General features: G+C 51.0%; 17 protein-coding genes. All 17 read right to left on the minus strand.

The genetic code is table 11. The annotated features are described in order from the left end of the window. Window positions 1–11 precede the first annotated feature (11 nt). Window positions 12–779 (minus strand): type III pantothenate kinase, encoded by a 768-nt coding sequence (locus ACAN56_RS33435; RefSeq protein WP_038584431.1) that lies wholly within the window; start codon window positions 777–779, stop codon window positions 12–14. Further along, window positions 776–1651 (minus strand): carboxylating nicotinate-nucleotide diphosphorylase, encoded by an 876-nt coding sequence (nadC, locus tag ACAN56_RS33440; protein ID WP_038584428.1) that lies wholly within the window; start codon window positions 1649–1651, stop codon window positions 776–778. The genes ACAN56_RS33435 and nadC overlap by 4 nt, the downstream gene beginning before the upstream one ends. After that, window positions 1641–3257 (minus strand): L-aspartate oxidase, encoded by a 1617-nt coding sequence (gene nadB / locus ACAN56_RS33445; protein ID WP_379148190.1) that lies wholly within the window; start codon window positions 3255–3257, stop codon window positions 1641–1643. Before nadB ends, nadC begins: the two co-directional genes overlap by 11 nt. 39 nt (window positions 3258–3296) lie before the next feature. Continuing rightward, window positions 3297–4235 carry a quinolinate synthase NadA gene (gene nadA / locus ACAN56_RS33450; RefSeq protein ID WP_038584425.1) on the minus strand — a complete coding sequence of 313 codons (939 nt, stop codon included), beginning with the start codon at window positions 4233–4235 and terminating at the stop codon, window positions 3297–3299. Window positions 4236–4511: 276 nt separating this feature from the next. Continuing rightward, window positions 4512–6563, minus strand: a complete 2052-nt coding sequence (gene ftsH / locus ACAN56_RS33455) for an ATP-dependent zinc metalloprotease FtsH (protein WP_038584422.1) — start codon at window positions 6561–6563, stop codon at window positions 4512–4514. Window positions 6564–6673: 110 nt separating this feature from the next. Further along, a complete protein-coding gene (gene hpt, locus ACAN56_RS33460; RefSeq protein WP_038584418.1) occupies window positions 6674–7213 on the minus strand; it encodes a hypoxanthine phosphoribosyltransferase in 540 nt (179 codons plus the stop codon). Between the two features lie 45 nt (window positions 7214–7258). Then, window positions 7259–8701: a tRNA lysidine(34) synthetase TilS gene (tilS, locus tag ACAN56_RS33465; protein ID WP_038584415.1), complete on the minus strand. Its 1443-nt coding sequence runs from the start codon at window positions 8699–8701 to the stop codon at window positions 7259–7261. 76 nt (window positions 8702–8777) lie between these two features. Then, window positions 8778–9716 (minus strand): serine/threonine protein kinase, encoded by a 939-nt coding sequence (locus tag ACAN56_RS33470; protein WP_379148196.1) that lies wholly within the window; start codon window positions 9714–9716, stop codon window positions 8778–8780. Continuing rightward, the gene (locus tag ACAN56_RS33475) at window positions 9706–10452 is read right to left on the minus strand and encodes a vWA domain-containing protein (RefSeq protein WP_038584410.1); all 747 of its coding nucleotides are present in this window, start codon (window positions 10450–10452) and stop codon (window positions 9706–9708) included. The genes ACAN56_RS33470 and ACAN56_RS33475 overlap by 11 nt, the downstream gene beginning before the upstream one ends. Before the next feature lie 416 nt (window positions 10453–10868). Then, the gene (gene spoIIE / locus ACAN56_RS33480) at window positions 10869–13376 is read right to left on the minus strand and encodes a stage II sporulation protein E (RefSeq protein ID WP_038584407.1); all 2508 of its coding nucleotides are present in this window, start codon (window positions 13374–13376) and stop codon (window positions 10869–10871) included. A gap of 341 nt (window positions 13377–13717) precedes the next feature. Beyond that, complete coding sequence (locus tag ACAN56_RS33485) at window positions 13718–14230, minus strand: S1 domain-containing RNA-binding protein (protein WP_038584404.1); 513 nt, start codon at window positions 14228–14230, stop codon at window positions 13718–13720. A 124-nt stretch (window positions 14231–14354) separates the two neighbouring features. Further along, on the minus strand, window positions 14355–14690 hold the full coding sequence (locus tag ACAN56_RS33490; protein ID WP_379148200.1) for an FtsB family cell division protein: 336 nt from the start codon (window positions 14688–14690) through the stop codon (window positions 14355–14357). Window positions 14691–14712: 22 nt separating this feature from the next. Next, window positions 14713–15276, minus strand: a complete 564-nt coding sequence (gene yabQ / locus ACAN56_RS33495; protein ID WP_038584400.1) for a spore cortex biosynthesis protein YabQ — start codon at window positions 15274–15276, stop codon at window positions 14713–14715. Next, window positions 15273–15557 carry a sporulation protein YabP gene (gene yabP / locus ACAN56_RS33500; RefSeq protein ID WP_038584398.1) on the minus strand — a complete coding sequence of 95 codons (285 nt, stop codon included), beginning with the start codon at window positions 15555–15557 and terminating at the stop codon, window positions 15273–15275. The genes yabQ and yabP overlap by 4 nt, the downstream gene beginning before the upstream one ends. A gap of 204 nt (window positions 15558–15761) precedes the next feature. Beyond that, the gene (locus tag ACAN56_RS33505; protein ID WP_038584395.1) at window positions 15762–16040 is read right to left on the minus strand and encodes an RNA-binding S4 domain-containing protein; all 279 of its coding nucleotides are present in this window, start codon (window positions 16038–16040) and stop codon (window positions 15762–15764) included. Beyond that, the gene (locus tag ACAN56_RS33510) at window positions 16040–16312 is read right to left on the minus strand and encodes an HU family DNA-binding protein (RefSeq protein WP_038584392.1); all 273 of its coding nucleotides are present in this window, start codon (window positions 16310–16312) and stop codon (window positions 16040–16042) included. The genes ACAN56_RS33505 and ACAN56_RS33510 overlap by 1 nt, the downstream gene beginning before the upstream one ends. Window positions 16313–16614: 302 nt before the next feature. Continuing rightward, window positions 16615–18114: a bifunctional methyltransferase/pyrophosphohydrolase YabN gene (gene yabN, locus ACAN56_RS33515; RefSeq protein WP_379148205.1), complete on the minus strand. Its 1500-nt coding sequence runs from the start codon at window positions 18112–18114 to the stop codon at window positions 16615–16617. Window positions 18115–18153: the final 39 nt, after the last annotated feature.

Raw genomic sequence — 18153 nt, forward strand, 5'->3', positions numbered from 1 at the left:
GCTTCTTTATTTTATTTGTTGCGGTCATAAATAATACGCAGACCTTCCAGCGTCAGCATTGGATTCACTTCATCAATACAATCCGTTTCACCGGCAATGAGCGGGGCAAGTCCACCCGTAGCGATGACCTTCAGCACCGGCGCATTCATTTCCAGCTTAATGCGCCTTACAATCCCTTCAACCTGCCCGGCATAGCCGAAAATAATCCCTGCCTGCATAGCGTGGACCGTGTTCCGTCCGATTACCTTCTTCGGCTTCTCCAGCTCAATCCGCGGCAGTTTGGAAGCCCGCTGATACAAAGCCTCCGTAGAAATGCCGAGTCCCGGCACAATCGCCCCGCCAAGATAATTGGCACCTGCGTCAATGCAATCGAAGGTAGTCGCAGTTCCGAAATCAACAACTACGAGCGGACATTTGTATTGCTCAATGGCAGCAACCGCATTAACAATCCGGTCAGCGCCTACCTCACGCGGATTCTCATAGCGCAGGTTAAGCCCAGTCTTGATTCCTGGACCTACCAGCAGCGGATCCTTGCCAATATATTTCACACACATCTCCACGATGACCTGAACAAGCGGCGGAACTACCGAGGAGATAATTACCCCTTCGATATCCTTCACCGAAAGGCCCGACATGCTGAATAGATTATGGATCAGAACTCCATACTCATCCACAGTAGACTGGCGTGCAGTATTAAGCCTGAAATGGTGCAGCAGCTCACGCTGCCGGTACACACCGAGAACAATATTGGTATTGCCGATATCGACGGCGAGCATCATGACAGCGGGCCCTCCTTCTTCGCATTCAGATCCAGACTAATGTCCAGACTGGAGAAAGAATAGGTGAGACGGCCCACTGAAATTACATCAACGCCGGACTCCGCGATACGGCGAACCGTTTCCAAAGATACATTACCCGATGCTTCAGTCTTGACATGAGGCGATTTCGCCTTAATTCTTCTCACAGCTTCCTTCATCAGTTCAGGAGACATATTATCAAGCATGATGATATCGGCTCCGGCAACAAGTGCTTCCTCCACCTGCTCCAGGTTTTCCGTCTCTACTTCAATCGTCATTGTATGCGGAATATTAGCCCGAGCACGTCCTACAGCCTGACGGATTCCGCCAGCACCTTTGATATGGTTGTCCTTAATCATTACCGCATCATATAATCCGAATCGGTGATTCGCTCCACCACCGACCCGTACAGCGTATTTCTCCAGCATCCGGTGACCGGGTGTTGTCTTGCGCGTATCCACCAGACGCGTCGGCAAGCCATGAAGCTCCTGAACGAAGGAGGCGGTACGTGAAGCCACGCCGGACAACCGCTGCATTAAATTAAGTGCCAGCCGTTCCCCGGTGAGGATCGCATGCGTGCTGCCTTCAACTTCTGCGATGACCGTTCCCTTGGACACACTCTGGCCTTCTTGCACCAGTGCCGTGAACACAAGCGACGGATCTACAATCTCAAACACAAGCTCCGCTACAGGAATTCCGCAGATAATGCCGTCCTCTTTGGCATGAATAATACCCTTGGACTCATGGCCTGCAGGTATCGTCGTACGGGTCGTTATATCCCCGGAGCCGACATCCTCCTGCAGCCAGCCTTTAATTGCCTGTACCAGCTCTTCATTATATCCATTAAACATCATCACTTAATTCCTCCACTATTCCCAGTTCGCGAATCTGGAGCAGATGTTTCTGCCACTCTGCATCATTTCGCAGCGGATAGTCTTCACGGTAATGTGCTCCGCGGCTCTCCTCCCGCGCCAAAGCCGATTCCGTAATCAGCAGGCAGCAGGTTAGCATATTGGCGAACTCGTACTCCTCACGTTTGGTCAGCGCCGAAGCAAAAATCGGCAGCTGCCGTTTCAATTCCTCCAGCCCCTTGGACAACATCTCCTCATTCCGCCGCAATCCGGCGTAACGGACCATTACCTTCTGCAGCTTAAGCCGCCGCTCCACAATAGCTTGTGTAGGAGACTCAACACGGCCTTGCTGACTGCCTGCCGAAATCGTCTCCCGCCGGAGCGGAGGAAGCTGGCGAATGCGTTCAATAATCCGCCGTCCGAACACAATGGCCTCGGACAAAGAATTGCTCGCCAAGCGGTTGGCTCCATGCACCCCGGTGGAAGACACCTCACCGCAGGCGAATAAACGGGAGATATTGCTCTCTCCGTTGAGATCGGTCTTAATGCCCCCCATCATATAATGCGCAGCAGGAGCCACGGGAATCCAGTCCGTTGTAATATCCAGTCCGTAGCCCATACATGTCTCATATATCGTGGGAAAACGATGTTTGACCATATCGGCCGATTCATGCGTAATATCCAGATAGACAAACGTTGATTTGGTCAGCTCCATCTCACTGACAATGGCCCGGGCCACGATATCGCGGGGTGCCAGTTCCAGCAGCTCGTGATATCGTTCCATGAACCGCTCTCCATTGATATTGCGCAGCACGGCTCCCTCGCCGCGTACCGCTTCCGAGATCAGAAACCTCGGGGCTCCCGGATAACTAAGCGCCGTCGGATGGAATTGGATAAATTCCATGTCACGCACATGGGCTCCGGCCCGGTAAGCAATGGCTACGCCGTCTCCGGTCGCAACTTCCGGATTAGTAGTATAGCGGTACAATTGTCCCGCCCCCCCGGAGCATAGAATCGTTGCATCAGCCTGCAGGAACAATCTGCCTCCGCCCGGCCGCTGTACCAGTGCCCCAAGGCATTCGCCGCCCTCGGTAACGAGATCAATGACATAATGATCATCCCATACCTCTATATTGTCATGTTCAGTAACCTGTTCAGAGAGTGCACGCACAATTTCAAAGCCCGTAGCATCCCCGTTGGCATGCAGAATCCGGCGGTGGCTGTGTGCTCCTTCTTGAGTCAAAGCTAATATGCCATCTTCCTTATCAAATACGGTGCCGAGCCGGATCAGCTCATGCACCCCGCCCGGTCCTTCATTCACCAATACATCAACAGCAGCCGAGGAGCAGAGCCCTGCACCGGCCATTAGTGTATCCTGCCGGTGATATGCCGGAGAGTCATCTTCGGCTATTACAGCGGCAATTCCTCCCTGAGCATATCTAGTATTGCTCTCCATCAGCGATTTTTTAGTAATCATAATGACATGCCGGTCTTCACTCGCTTTAATAGCCGTGAACAATCCGGCGATACCTGAACCGATAACAATGCAATCCGTCTTTATTGTAGGAAGCTCGCGAAGGTCGAAATCAACCAAATACTGTGGAATCATGACCGCTTTTCACCTGTTTCAACGAAAGAGTAGCGCATGCTACCGGACTTGTAGCATGCGCTCTAGGGAAGTTCTGGCTTTGTCGGCGACAGCGGGCGGTACGTAAATCTGCGGCTTCATCGTCTCCAGGCATTTGACCAGTTTCTTTAAATTATTGACTTTCATATTAGGGCATACAAGAAATTTCGTTGCAAAATGGAATTCCTTATCCGGACTATCCAAGCGGAGCTGGTATCCGGTACCGTCTTCTGTCCCAACAATGAACTGCCGGCGGTCCGATTTCCGGCAATATTCAAGAATCGAGGTGGTGCTGCCTACATAATCGCCCATGGCAACCACTTCAGGACGGCATTCCGGATGCACCACAAACTCGGCTTCCGGATATTTTGCTTTCATTTCCACTACATCTTTAACGGTAAGCATATCATGAGTGTTGCAATAGCCTTCCCAGATAATCAGCTTCTTGCCCGTCTGATCCTGGACATATTGGCCCAGATTCTTATCCGGCACCCAGATAATTTCTTCCGCATCGAGTGATTCGATGACCTTCACAGCGTTGGCAGAGGTACAGCAAATATCAGTCTCTGCTTTAATTTCAGCCGACGAGTTGATATAAGTCACCACTTTAGCATTCGGATGCTGTGCTTTCAGCTTGCGCAAGCCATCTACATTGACCATATCGGCCATCGGACAACCGGCGCGTTCATCAGGAATAAGCACAGTTTTGTTAGGCGCCAGAATCTTAGCGCTTTCCCCCATGAAATGAACACCGCAGAAGACAATCACTTCCGCATCGGTCTCCGCTGCCTTTTGAGCGAGTAAAAAAGAGTCCCCCCGAAAATCGGCAACCTCCTGAATTTCATCACGCTGATAATAATGAGCCAAAATGATTGCATTCCGTTCTTTTTTCAGCTGTTCGAGGCGCACACGAAGTTCGCGATTTTGTTCCTGCTTGCGCTCAAGCGCCAGAGCTTCCACGGTTAGTTCTCCCCCTTATTTCTTCACGGCGTAAGCCGGCTCTACATTCGAATAGATTATATGTTCCTTGCGGATCTGCACAGCCACTCAGCTCTGCTATAGATAGTTATCCATTATTTAATATTTAATCACTAATGTACACAAGGTTCCACCCTCTGTCAATGTAACCGGGAGTCGATCAAGCTGTACGGCAGGAAGCCTAAAGGCGAAAAAAATCCGGAGAACTTTAAGGTTCTCCGGACGAGCTTGCGTAGCTTCATTCAGTTAAGGGGCTCTTTAGACGAGGCCTCCGCCGCCGTCTTTATTGCCGTCGTTAGAATCATTTCCATCCCCGGACTCCGGATTATTCGGAATATCCTTGGTCAGATCAGGAATTGTAGAAGAGGTGTCGTCCTTGCCTTGAATGCGGACACGCACATCACCGATAGAATCAATAACTGGTTCGCCGGCTTCGTGTGTCACACCCGGAGTCTCTTCCGGTTTACCATCTTCAGTCAGATAGCCTTGCTCGATCAATTCTCTAATCTGATCCAGTTCCAGCGTTTCTTTCTCAAGCAAGGTGTTGGCAATGAGGTGCATTTCCTTGGAGTGCTTGGTAAGCAGCTCCCGGCAGCGTTCATAGCTGCTGCGGATAAAGTTCTGCATCTCCTGGTCGATTTCATAAGCGATGGAATCACTGTAGTTCTGCTCATGCCCGATATCGCGGCCCAGGAAGACCTGGCCTTGGGATGTACCGAACTGCATAGGTCCCAGCTTATCACTCATACCGTATTCCATAATCATGCTGCGGACAATACGCGTAGCCTGTTGGAAGTCGCTGTATGCGCCTGTGCCGATTTCACCGATGAACATCTCTTCGGCAACACGTCCACCGAGGAGTCCGGTTACTTTATCAAGCAATTCCTGCTTCGTAACAAGCATGCGGTCTTCTTTAGGAAGCATAATGACATATCCGCCTGCGCGTCCGCGCGGGATAATCGTAACTTTGTGAACCATGTCTGCATGTTCCAGGAAGTAACCGACAATCGTATGACCGGCTTCGTGGTAAGCTACAATACGCTTCTCACGGTCGCTGATCACGCGGCTGCGCTTCTCGGTACCTACAATTACACGGTCAATCGCTTCATCTACCTCACGCATGGTAATATCCTTGCGGTTGCGGCGTGCAGCGAGCAGAGCCGCTTCATTCAGCAGGTTCTCCAGATCGGCACCGGTAAATCCGGTAGTGCGTTTGGCGATAACATCAAGTCTTACGTCTTTCGTAAGCGGCTTGTTGCGGGAGTGAACTTTAAGTACAGCTTCACGGCCTTTAACATCTGGGCGGTCAACCGTAATTTGACGGTCGAAACGTCCCGGACGAAGCAATGCCGGGTCAAGTATATCTGCACGGTTGGTAGCTGCGACAATAATAATGCCTTCGTTGCCGCCGAAACCGTCCATTTCTACAAGCAATTGGTTAAGTGTCTGTTCACGTTCATCATGTCCGCCACCAAGTCCGGCGCCGCGCTGACGTCCCACTGCATCGATCTCATCAATAAAGATGATACATGGTGCATTCTTCTTGGCATTTTCGAACAAGTCACGTACACGGGAAGCACCGACACCTACGAACATTTCCACAAAGTCGGAACCGGAAATACTGAAGAACGGAACTCCTGCTTCACCGGCAACTGCACGGGCCAGCAAGGTTTTACCAGTCCCTGGAGGACCTACAAGGAGAACCCCTTTAGGAATACGTGCGCCTACAGCTGCGAATTTACGCGGATCCTTGAGGAATTCCACGACTTCCACCAGCTCTTGCTTCTCTTCATCAGCGCCTGCAACATCCTCAAAGCTGATTTTCTTCTTCTCTTCATTATATAACCGGGCCTTGCTCTTGCCGAAATTCATTACTTTGCCGCCGCCACCCTGTGCCTGATTGAACAGGAAGAAGAACAGGATGAACATAATAACCAGCGGAATGATGGAAGAAAGGAATGTCAGCCAAATGCTGTCACCTTCCATTTTTTTCGTAACCAGCTCTACACCGTTGACTTCGCTGGCTCCAATAAGCTCATCAAGGGCCTTGTCTGTAGGAGGAACAAATGTGGAGAAATTTTTCGATTTGGCATCTGACGGCTGCTCTCTATATTCACCAGTAACGGCAAAAGCATTGCCTTCAAACTGAATCGTCATACTCTTCACATTATTGTCTTTCAATTCCTGCCTTAATTCATCGTATCTAGGGAAATCGGCGGATTCATTTCCATTGCTCACAAACTGGACAATGCCCACCACGACTAAAAATAAAATCAAATAAAAACCAGAATTCCGGATGAACCGATTCATCCCCTACCTCCTCTCACAACGCTCAAGTTATTGTACCATAGCCTGCCCAGAGTCCTCAAATGCTCAGAGGTCCGGAAATCTGATCCGTGGATCTAAGGCTGTCGATTAGCTCATTTGGAATAAATTTCAGGCTTCAGTACACCGACGTAAGGGAGGTTCCGATACAGTTCGGCATAGTCGAGTCCGTAGCCGACTACAAAAGCATCAGGAATCACAAAGCCGGTATAGGCAGCTTCGAGATTAACGGTGCGTCCTGTCGGTTTATCAAACAGGGTAACCACAGAAATGGAAGCAGCGTTGCGTCCTTGAAGCATTTCAATTAAATAACTGAGTGTAAGACCGCTGTCGATGATGTCTTCGACGATCAGAACATCGCGTCCTTCAACTGACGCATCCAAATCTTTGATGATTTTGACCACACCGGAAGATTTGGTGGATGCCCCATAGCTGGATACAGCCATGAAATCCATCTCAACAGGTACTGTAATGACTTTAACCAAATCTGCCATAAAGATAAACGCGCCTTTCAGCACACAAATTACCAATGGCGTACGTCCTGCATATTCTGCGCTCAGCTGGGCGCCGAGCTCCCTGATTCTTTGTTGGATTTCTTCTTCGCTGATCAAGATTTCTTGAATATCGTTCTGCAACTTGCGAACCTCCTAAGTTATACTATGAAAGACTTACTTCGACCATTACGCTTCTTCGTGCTGCTCCATGTCCTCCAGAGACAAGAGAAGAACCGAGGCCGTGTGCCGCCCTACTGCGGCATGCATCGAGCGCCTTACGCCCGGAATCCAGACGATATTGCCCAAACCATCACAAACGAGGGGAATCTCAGAGCGTTCGGAAGAAGGTATTTTATCATCAATGTAAATATCTTTTACCTTTTTGCTTCCGTTTAATCCCATAACCCTTATGGTATCTCCAGGCAATCGGGAACGAATGGTCAGCGGCAGGACCAGCTCATCGCTGTCAAACCAGGCCGACATCTTCCCATAGTCCTCCCCCTGTACTAAAAAAGTTTCTTTCTCCAGCACCGTCATCGTCATTACTTTTCCTATTTCCGTCAGCAAAAGCCGGGAATGAGGCAAAGACAGCCGATATGTATAACTTACCTTCCGCTGCGGAGGCTTGGACGAGAACAAAATTGTATCATATTGCCGCACACAGATCAGACCTCCACCCAAATCCAAACTCCATACGGTGGGGTGTTCCTGCAGCGTCCCCCGGCGTACAGCCTCGATCTTGGAAAAATCCAGGGTCGATGAATCCGCCGACAGATAATTTAATATTAGTTTAATCAAACGCCGTTGTAAAGCGGAGGGTATGGCCGCGAACAAAGCTCTCTTAAAGGTGTATTTTCCATGCTTCATCAAAACCAGCTCATCGAAGCATTTTGCTGCGTTCGCCTCCATAAATTCATCTTCGGCTCCGACAATTTCGGACAATTGCAGAAGCGACTGTTTGACTTTCGGGTTGTACTTTTCCAGTGAAGGCAGCACCTCCAGCCGGATGACATTCCGCTTGTATTTGGTCAGCAGATTGCTGGCATCTTCGGCATAGGGAAACCCTTCATCCCGGCATAACCCGACAAGAGCCGTTTTGTTAATACGCAGGAAGGGGCGGATGAGTTCCACCTTTTTTTCTGTCCTCTTCCAGCGCATTCCGGCCAGGCCGGAAGGTCCGCTGCCCCGCAACAGTCGCATAAGCACCGTCTCCGCCTGATCATCGGCATGATGTGCCAGTGCAACGGAGCGTGCGCCATAGCGGTGCGCGGTCTCGATCAGAAACTGATAGCGTTTCTCGCGTGCCGTCCCCTCGGGGCCAAGCCCGCTGCCTTTGGCAAGGGAAGGGATATCAAACTCGGCCAGCTCAAAAGGCACCCCCAGCTCCCCGGCCATTTGCCGGACGAACTCCGCCTCCTCAACGGACTCGGCTCTGAACCCGTGGTTCACATGGGCACATACCAGGTTTAGCGGTATCCGGTTCACGGATATTTCATGCAGAATACGCAAAAGAGCCACAGAGTCCGGCCCTCCGGAAACTGCGACTACTATGGTGTCATGGGGCGCCCACAGCCCGTGCTCGTCTGCAGACTCCATTACGGATTCCACAAGCTCATTCATTTGCTCCATACGGTGCTCCCTTTCTTGCCCTATCATTTACACAATCTTTGACCGGTATGGCAAGCATTCCGGTATATGTATGAGATCAAAAACGCAATACCCAATAAATCGTAAAAGCCAGCACAAATAACGATAACCCAAACGCACTTTTTAGCCAGCGCGGGGTCGCCATGGCATCCTTCGGCTGTTTGCGCGTTCCGTATATATGAATCTTCCAGATCTCAGCAGCCTGCGCGGAACCGGGAAATCCGCCTTTCAGTGCAAGACATAGCCAAGAGGAGAGCTTCCTGTCGGGCAAACTTTTGGCCAGCTTAATCAGTTCATCGACGCTTCTTGTCTGCGGCAGCTGCTGGGCAGCGGCTTTCAGCCCGTCTTCATTAAGCAAACGAAGGCAGAGAACGGCAAAAGCAAACAGATCATAATTCTCGTCGCCGGTACGGCTGCCTGCATTCCAGAATCCGCGGTCATGCCACTCGGTAAATTGCTTCACACTGCGTCCCATGGGACTTGCGCCGCCATAGTCGATCAGTTCGGCTTCGCCGTAATCGGATACCATTACATTCTCGGGCTTGAGATCACCAAACACAAAACCGCATTCATGCAGCGTCTGCAGCTTCTCTAACAGCTTCAGTCCTACCAGCCCCAGCCAGGAGATCCCGTTTTTGACCAAAAAATGGTGCAGCTGTTTACCTTCAACGTAACGCATCACATAAAAAGGGGTATGCTCTCCATCTTTGAAATCATCCGACTCCAGCAGGTAAGAGGACAGCGCGGATTCACGGCGGGCGCGAAACTCACTTCGCTTCCGGCAGGATTGCAGCGAGGTCAGCACATTGATTTCTGACTGCAGCTCAAGTGTATCGTTTCCGATCTTGAGCGCATACCGCTCCCGTCTGCCTTCTCTTTGCACGAGATATACGGTTCCATTGGCCCCTCTTCCCAGCATCCGTTCAATGACATAACGGTTCCCCCGCCATTTGCCGCTAATAACGGTGCCGACAGGGTAGGGCGGATTAGACGACATACCCACCAATCATCCCTTCTCTTTCATCGTGATCCCTGCCCGGAAGGCGGTCACGGTGTTCATCCAGTGTATCACAACGGTAATGTTCGAGCACCTTGAAAATAGCCGGTCCTGTAGGCGTGGCTCCCCTCATTTTCAGCTTGGAGAACAGCGAGCGGACCTCCGACACATTGCTCGTCCAGTCCATATCCAGCATGGCCTCCTCACTGCTCGAGCGCCCGGGAAAATGGAACACGGAAATCTCACTGCTTCCTTCCCGCGCTTCCAGGCTGAGGGCCAAATCACGGATGGCATCCTCTACGGCACCCAGTTTAGGCTTCATACTTGCGCTTGCGTCAATCAGCAGTGCGATGCGCAGCGGCGAGGTTTCTGTCAGCTCATCTACGACGGTAACGACCTGCGAACGTTTCAATGGCGGCAGCTCTTCCAGCGAGCCTTCGCCGAGTATTTTTTTTACCTCTTTATTAACCGCCTGCTGAATGGTCTGAACCACAGTTTTGCGGGTCATCATCTGGATGGTCTGCGCCAGCTGCGGCGTTCCGACAATCCGGCTCAGTCCTCCCCCTGCTTTGGCAATATCAGAAATCTCCCGGCTTCCCAGCTCGCCAATGGTTCCGTAATCGACCACGCCAACCACGTTAACGGTGATTCCCTCCTGCCGGGCATGCGCCGCAGCCATCACCGGACTCTCCCCCACATTGGAACATCCGTCCGTAATGAGCAGAATTTGCTTCATGACCGTTCACTCCCCTTTGCCTTGTTATCTGTTTCTAGCATATCCAAGGTTGAGAGATTTCAAACGCCGCTTAGCAGGAAAAACAGAGATTTAAAAAGTTGTTGAAAATGCGCCACTCCGAGGAACTTTTGGGCTTCCGATCGCTGTTGTCCTCAGATTTCTTGATTAGAACCGCATTTGCGGTTGAAATCGGAGGACAAAGGCGAACGCTAACGCTTCTCCAGCTCCAAAATTCCTCTCCGTTCCGTATTTCACTCTAGTAAAAATCTGTGATTAAGCCTGCTGAGCCAGCAGCTTTTGAAACGGGGCGGTGCAAAGGGCGGCAGGTAAATAAGGCCCCGCCGAATTAGGATCCTCCATTGCTTCCATATATAGCTCACGAAAGAATAACGTGAGTTAGATGATAGATTACCTTACTAGCTGACCGTCCGCGGCCGCTCCATCCGGCCGATGCCAGGCATATGCAGGCTGGACCACTCCGGATGATAATGATCGACCCGGCTGACGACAATGGTCATATCATCATGGATTTCATTGCCTTGATAACGGATAACCTTTTCCAGCAGGCTGTCGGCCATATCCTGAGGATCATCTCCCTCCAGCTCCTGGATTAACCGCTTCATCCATATCTCTTTATTAACGGCATATCCGGGCGCATCATAAATACCATCGGTCATCATAATGAGAATATCACCCGGACGCAGCTGCATGCTGATCAAATCCACCTCAATGTCTTTTATGATTCCGATCGGAAGATTGCTCGAAGTAATCGGGATGACTTCGCTCCCCCGGCGGATAAAGGAAGGCGCAGACGCGATTTTCATAAAAGTGGTATGCGCCGAATACTGGTCGATTAGCGCCATATCCACCGTCGCATAGAACTCATCCGGAGAACGCAGCAGCAGAATGGAATTGACGGACTTTACCGCCAGCTTCTCGTCCATACCGGACTGCAGCAGCTTCTCCAGCATGGACAATGCGGCACTGCTCTCCATCCGGGCCCGCTCTCCGTTACCCATCCCGTCACTGATGGACACAGCAAATGTGCCATTTCCAAGCTCTACGGTACTGAAGCTGTCGCCGGAGAACATATCGCCTCCCTTGGCCGCCCCTGCCACTCCGGTATTCACCTCATAAGCTTTGGCAGATCCAAAGGTGACCATCGACAATCCCTCGCGGGGATGCACCGCCGTTTCACTTACGACTGCAATATTCTCCTCCAGAATATCGGACAACAGCGGCGCAACCATCTTGCGGCACTCATCAAAACCGCGGGTATAAGCATGAACCACTTCTATTTCTACCCGGCCGGGATCGAGGCTTAAAATCTCAATCGAATGAATGGACAACCCCAGCTTCTCCAGCGCCTCGCGGATCTGGGCCTCCTGCCGGTACATTGCCTGGCCTTCACGTTTGATCTCCTTCGCCAGGTCCTCCATCACCTGAGATACACCCGAAAGCTGCTCGGCAACAAATTGGCGGCTGTCGTATATTTGTCTTTTCCAGCGCATATCATGCTGGTATAGCTCATACTGGCCCTTCATCACTTCCAGTACCTCCCCTGTCTTGCCGCAAATCCGGCTCCACTCGGGCGGAAGCTGGGCTGCGGTGATATCCGGGCATTCTTCTACGGTCGTCATCATATCTGTCATATACCTGTACGTCTGATAAAACTTCGTGTCCCAGCAATGCGAACGCCGGATACAGCCGGCGCAGGCACCCTCAGTTACGGTACTCATGAAGTCTTCCATTTCACGTTCACTTTTACCGGCTTCTCCAGCCCGGGGAATCTGCCCGAAGCTGCTCGACAGCTGCTGGAATACCTGCGAGAACTGGGTTACCCGGTCTGCTGTAATATCTCTCACTCTTCTGGCATATTCATGCTGTGACCGGCTGTGATCCGGTGTGCCCGGCACATATTTGGCGATGGCAGAAATAATCCCCTTTGGTGTTAGAAGAAACAACAACACTGCAGCGCAAGTCTCCCAAGTTGAGGCCATCACATCACCCGGGCCCAGGAAGTAGACCGAAAGTATAGTCGAGCCCAGCAGCATCCCGATCGAGACTGCCCCTTTGCGCCCGGACTGCATCATCCCGGCCAGCATTCCGGAGAAAGCCAGGAGACTCATCTGATAAATGGCTCCGATATCAGCCAGGCTGAGGATCAGTCCGGTGACTACCCCGACGGCAGCACCGAGCGGAGCTCCCCCGGCGAGAGCAAACAACAGAATAAGAAAGCGTGACAGAATATGTTCCAGCGACAAGCCGTTTATGGTCCAGCCCACAAGGCCGGTCATGACGGAAGCCAGCAGAATAATTAAGCAGAGAACTTCTTCATTCCGCAGCGCCCGGCTCCTTTGCTTGTAAGTAAACAAAGGAAGCGCCTGCAAAAATACCAGTGTAAGCACAAAGCCAAGCAGCGCATCGAGTGTCGCCATCATCAGCGGGTACCAGGTAAGGGAGGGACCCATGATAATCCGGAACAGTCCGACCATAAATGAGGATACGAATACCATCAGCGGCGCATAGGATAGATCAATCCGCTGGAAGCTCTCAAAACCTTTGTACAGCAGGTAGAAGATAATTAGCTCTGCGGCAATCACTACTGCTCCGGGGAACGGGGTGAACAGACTGCCGAGGATCGTGGCTGCAGCCACCGGAAGTATAGAGTCTTTACGCATAAACACAATGACAGCAAAGTAAGCTACAGCAAAGGGTGACAGCTCGTCCAAAATCATTGCCCGTCCCAGCATAAAGCCCATTAAGCTCAACAGCAGCATCCATTTCTTCACTGTTAGAAACTGAAGCAGCGGTTGATTCATACCCCAGCTCTTTAGACGCATGCCCCAGGCTTCCTTCTGCACCTTGTCTTTGCTTCCCGCTTTTGTCCACTCCGGCAAATTGACCACATTGCTTTTATTCATTCCTCTGCACCACCCGTTTAAGAATTTATGGTTCTCATTATATAGCGGGGGTCTTAAGAAAGTTTGTCAGAAACAGAGAGCAAACTGTAAAAAATTTCCGACAAAAAAGCCTGTCCCGACAAAGCACCCGCGAAGCCTCTCGATCCCATGCGGGGCATTGGATTGATAGACTCGACCAGCGGATTGCCGCAAAACTGTGCAGAGGCCAGCGGCAGATTTTCGTCAGCGATTGCTCTGGTGTTATGTGAGAATGAGATAGATGCTGTCGGCAATTTGCCGGGCACCGACAAAAAAACCGCAAGGGCGAAAGCCCCTGCGGTTATTTATGATGTGCAAGTAGATTATACGCGTTTGGCTCCACGGCCTCCGCGCTTTCCTTCTGTGTTCTTCTTGATCGAAGATATCCGTTCTTCGCTGTCTTTCAGGAAGCGTGACATTTTATCCTCGAATGAAGGTTTACCGGCTGCAGGCTTGAATGGACGCCCTCCCCGTTCACGATTGAAACCACCACCACCGCCGCCGCCGCCACCACCACTGCCGCCACCGCCGCCGAAACGGTCTCCACCGCTTGGACGTTCTGGTCTTGGAGCTCTAGGGGGACGTACTTCCGATGCCGGCTTATCTACAGCCTGCTTGATGGAAAGCCCGATCTTGCCGTCCTTGTCAACGTTGATCACCTTGACAGTTACTACATCACCAATCTTTAAATGATCGTTAACATCCTTGACATAGTTATCGGCGATTTCCGAAATGTGAACGAGACCTGTGACACCTCCTGACAGATCCACAAATGCTCCGAAATGCGTGATGCCTGTCACCTTGCCTTCTAACTTGGTGCCCACTTCAATTGCCATAGAATAAAATGATCCTCCCTTAAAAATATACAGACGAATATAAAGTCCATCCAGTCTGCGGTGATTTGATTATACAGTAAAGAGCAAAGCAAGGCAACACAGCGAAAGCCTCTTTTGGCCTGCTTTATTGCCCTGATTGCTCGGGACGAATAGGCTGTTCCCCTAACGGATACATATTGTACCATTTACGCGCCAATTGGCCGATATACTCGTCGTCGTTAAGTCGCGACACTTCGTATTTCAGTTGATTGAGGGAAGCCGTAACTCCCTCGCTGCTCGCCTGCTTCTTGGCCAGCTGTTCACTCTTGTCCGCAATTGCCGCACTCTGGGCAAAGAAAATATAACCGGCCCAGCCCAAAAAAACTGTAACCATGACCGCCCATAGGAATCTTCTTCTCTTCGTGCCTGCAGCCAAGCCTTTGTTATTGCTACTCTTCTCTTCTGCAGAAAATCTGTTCATGCAGCCTACCCCCAGTTCAATCTCAGCGTTTCCACCATGCGGTCAACCACTCAGACAATCTCACCATCCAGGCACTGTGATAGAGCCGGGACAATGGCGGAGAGATCCATCTTACTGGAAGTACCCAAATTGGCTTCGTTAGACGCAGCAGCAGCTTCAGGATAAATAACAGGATCCGGCCCAAGAGCAGCAGCGTCCCCCTCAGGAGGCGCCAAAGCCAGCGAAGCGGCATGCCTATTACGATTTCTACAGCTCTCCATAGCAGCCTGCACGTATACTGAATCGACTGAATTAACATTACCACAAAATGCCGCACCGTAACACTGAAGAGTAAAAAATAAATCCATACGCCTAGAAAGAGGCCAAGAAAGACATAAAACCTCAATTGTCCCTGATTTCCGGCATAAAGCATCCGGAAGACGAGGAGTGCCGCCCACATCCAATACAGCAGATCCAGCAGCGCATTCAGCCATTTGGGAAAGCTTAATTTCAGCGACAGCACCCGGTAGCTGTCATAGGCCAGTCCCATGGCTGTGCCGGCCAGCATCATGTAAAGCAGGGTGATCCACTGAATCGCGGGATTCATTTAAACAGTTTGCCGAGGATGCCTTTGTTTTTACTCTGCGCTCCGGGATCAAGGTAAATCAGGGAATGGACATTGCCCTCCAGAGACAAAAGCCCATTCTCCAGACTTAGATTCTTGATATGTAAATGATTTCCGCGAATGGTGAGATGGCCAAGTTCCGTGCGTAGCAGAAACTCCTCGCTGTCGAAGCTCTCCACATTCTGCACGCCTGTTATCTCCAATTGCTTGCGACTGCGCATGTGCAGATCGTGCTGTTTATTGACTTTGACTGGCTCGATCATAGCATGTACCCCTCCTTCTTGTTTCTAATCTATGGTGGAAGGAGAGGTTATAGAACAGAGGCTTTTAGAATTTCAAAAGACCAATAGAGCTCATGCAAGAAGCCAACGGAGTTCTATTATTATTAAAAACAAAGAGGGTGTTCCGGCCATTTCTGGCATCAGGAACACCCTCTTACTTGTGATCTGCTTATCCTTACAGCGCTTTTACCAGTCGAGACCGCTGCTTTTGGCAACAGGCTCTTCACGGAGCAGCGTATACATACCGGCGGCCTCGTCCTTGCGGGTCGTTTCCACCAGTTTCTCCACTTTGACCGTTACTAGCTTTTGACCGAATTGCACTGTAATCTCGTCGCCGATCTTTACCGTACTGCTCGGTTTCGATTCCTTCCCGTTAATCAGCACCCGGCCCTGTTCGGACACATCTTTAGCCACAGTGCGGCGCTTAATCAAACGGGATACCTTCAGGAATTTGTCCAGGCGCATTAGTTGACGGCTTCTTTAAGCTTGTTGCCAGCCTTGAAGGCCGGTACAGTGGATTCAGGAATTTCAATAGGTGTGCCCGATTGCGGGTTGCGGCCGGTGCGGCCGGAACGTTTGCGGGTTTCGAAAGTACCGAAGCCGATCAATTGGACCTTATCGCCTTTGGACAGAGCATCTGTAATTTCGCCCAGCACGCCGTTCAATACGGTTTCTACATCTTTCTTTGCCAATCCGCTTTTTTCGGAAATGTTGTTTACCAAATCTGTCTTGTTCATAATTTGAAGTTCCTCCTAGGATACAAAAAAATAAATGAAACGCGATAAGCTGCTAAGATATGCCGCAAATCGTCATTTCGTCTTTAAGATATTCTGGATGCCGCCCGAAATTCCTGCCGCAAACACTCGATTTTAAAAAAATTAAGAGAGCAGTCCAGGCTCAGGCACTATTACATTATAAACCTCTCACAGCATTCCAAACCAGAGAGTTAAGCCCCATTCACATCATTGCCTCTTCTTACGGCCCCTATACTGCAAAAGGCGGAGAAAGCGCCTATCCTATATTAGAGGATGCTCAGAATCTATTGTTTTCGCTCCTTGATCTTAGCCTCCTGCCACAACGCTTCCATCTCTTCTAGACTACTGTCCAATAGACGGGTATTCCGGCTTAGCAGCTGCTCCTCAATATATTGGAATCTAGATACAAACTTGCGGTTGGTGCGGGTCAACGCCTCTTCAGGATCCGCTCCGATGAAGCGTGCGGCATTGGTCGCGGCGAACAGCAGATCCCCCAGCTCCAGCATTTGCTCCTCCGCCGGTGCGCCGGATTCGATAGCCTCCTGAAGCTCATCAATCTCTTCGCGGATTTTAGCCAGCACATCGCCAACGTTGTCCCAATCGAATCCTACTTTGGAGGCCTTTTTCTGCAGTTTGTAGGCCTTCATCAGCGCAGGCAAATCACGGGGAACACCGCTCAGCGCGGATTCTGCTTCCGGTTTTACACCCTTAAGCCGTTTTTCCTCAGCCTTCATGCCCTCCCAGTTCTGGAGCGCTTCCTCGGCATCTGCAGCATTCTTATCGCCGAAGACATGCGGATGGCGGAAGATCAGCTTGTCATTCAATCCTTCAATGACATCATAGACATTAAAGGTGCCCTGCTCCTCCTCCATCTGGGAATGAAGCATGATCTGCAGCAGCAGGTCGCCCAGCTCTTCCTTCATATGGTCCGGATCATCCTCATCGATTGTTTCCAGAACCTCATAGGTTTCCTCAATCAGATTTTTGCGCAGTGATTCATGCGTCTGCTCCCGGTCCCATGGACACCCTTCCGGACTGCGCAACGTATCGACAATTTCATGCAAGCGGGCAAATGTGCGTTTTCGTGCACTTTCCGCGCAGTTTGCCGGAACATAAATCAGCGAGAGATTGCCGTACCCTTCCAGACGGTCCAGCTCATACAGCGGTACCCGGAGAATACGTTCTTCCTTATCCACTCCAAGAGCATGCCCTACGATTACCTCATACTCCGGCGGATAACAATCCATCAGACAGAGCTTGGTTTCGGAAGCCGTGAAGCTGTCGTAGACCTGGCCGATCAGCGTATGCAGCTCCGGCTGAAGCTGGGAACTGCGGATACCGGAAGCATCCAGAAGCTGAAACCCTTCAATCGGGTCGAAGCCAAGCCGTACAAATGCCTCATCGAGAAAGCTCTCCCCGCCGAGAATGTGCAGTTCTACTCCCGCGCCCGGGCAGCGCTCCCGCAGCAGGGATACCGCCGATTCTGCAACCATGGGATGCCCCGGGACGGCATAGACAATTTCCGTACCCTGCGGTGCGGAACGCGCTTCCTCGATTAATTTCGCCGTAATGGCTTCATACACCTCAGGAAACGAGGACAGCGATTCATACAGCCCGTCAAAGGACTGGGAAGCTATTTCAAGCTCTGTTAAAGCCGCCATCACCGGATGCTCTGCGGTCCGGACATAAACGGCGGATGCGGATTGCAGCTTCTTGATAATGCCCAGGGTCAGCCGGTCGGGATTGCCGGAACCGAGGCCAACCACGGTTAATGTTGCGCTCATACCTGTCTCCACTCCTTCTGCACTGCCTTGCCGCTGTGG

Source organism: Paenibacillus paludis (assembly GCF_042610515.1).
Classification (GTDB): Bacteria; Bacillota; Bacilli; order Paenibacillales; family Paenibacillaceae; genus Paenibacillus_AQ.

What these genes read in the sequence shown, in the direction of transcription:
- ftsH (WP_038584422.1), bottom strand. Translation starts at nt 6,563, where the DNA reads ATGAATCGGTTCATCCGGAATTCTGGTTTTTATTTGATTTTATTTTTA.
- ACAN56_RS33510 (WP_038584392.1), bottom strand. Translation starts at nt 16,312, where the DNA reads ATGAACAAGACAGATTTGGTAAACAACATTTCCGAAAAAAGCGGATTG.
- yabN (WP_379148205.1), bottom strand. Translation starts at nt 18,114, where the DNA reads ATGAGCGCAACATTAACCGTGGTTGGCCTCGGTTCCGGCAATCCCGAC.
- ACAN56_RS33475 (WP_038584410.1), bottom strand. Translation starts at nt 10,452, where the DNA reads ATGAAGCAAATTCTGCTCATTACGGACGGATGTTCCAATGTGGGGGAG.
- yabQ (WP_038584400.1), bottom strand. Translation starts at nt 15,276, where the DNA reads ATGAATCCCGCGATTCAGTGGATCACCCTGCTTTACATGATGCTGGCC.
- ACAN56_RS33490 (WP_379148200.1), bottom strand. Translation starts at nt 14,690, where the DNA reads ATGAACAGATTTTCTGCAGAAGAGAAGAGTAGCAATAACAAAGGCTTG.
- yabP (WP_038584398.1), bottom strand. Translation starts at nt 15,557, where the DNA reads ATGATCGAGCCAGTCAAAGTCAATAAACAGCACGATCTGCACATGCGC.
- tilS (WP_038584415.1), bottom strand. Translation starts at nt 8,701, where the DNA reads ATGGAGCAAATGAATGAGCTTGTGGAATCCGTAATGGAGTCTGCAGAC.
- ACAN56_RS33470 (WP_379148196.1), bottom strand. Translation starts at nt 9,716, where the DNA reads ATGTCGTCTAATCCGCCCTACCCTGTCGGCACCGTTATTAGCGGCAAA.
- nadB (WP_379148190.1), bottom strand. Translation starts at nt 3,257, where the DNA reads ATGATTCCACAGTATTTGGTTGATTTCGACCTTCGCGAGCTTCCTACA.
- ACAN56_RS33435 (WP_038584431.1), bottom strand. Translation starts at nt 779, where the DNA reads ATGATGCTCGCCGTCGATATCGGCAATACCAATATTGTTCTCGGTGTG.
- ACAN56_RS33485 (WP_038584404.1), bottom strand. Translation starts at nt 14,230, where the DNA reads ATGGCAATTGAAGTGGGCACCAAGTTAGAAGGCAAGGTGACAGGCATC.
- nadC (WP_038584428.1), bottom strand. Translation starts at nt 1,651, where the DNA reads ATGATGTTTAATGGATATAATGAAGAGCTGGTACAGGCAATTAAAGGC.
- spoIIE (WP_038584407.1), bottom strand. Translation starts at nt 13,376, where the DNA reads ATGAATAAAAGCAATGTGGTCAATTTGCCGGAGTGGACAAAAGCGGGA.
- ACAN56_RS33505 (WP_038584395.1), bottom strand. Translation starts at nt 16,040, where the DNA reads ATGCGCCTGGACAAATTCCTGAAGGTATCCCGTTTGATTAAGCGCCGC.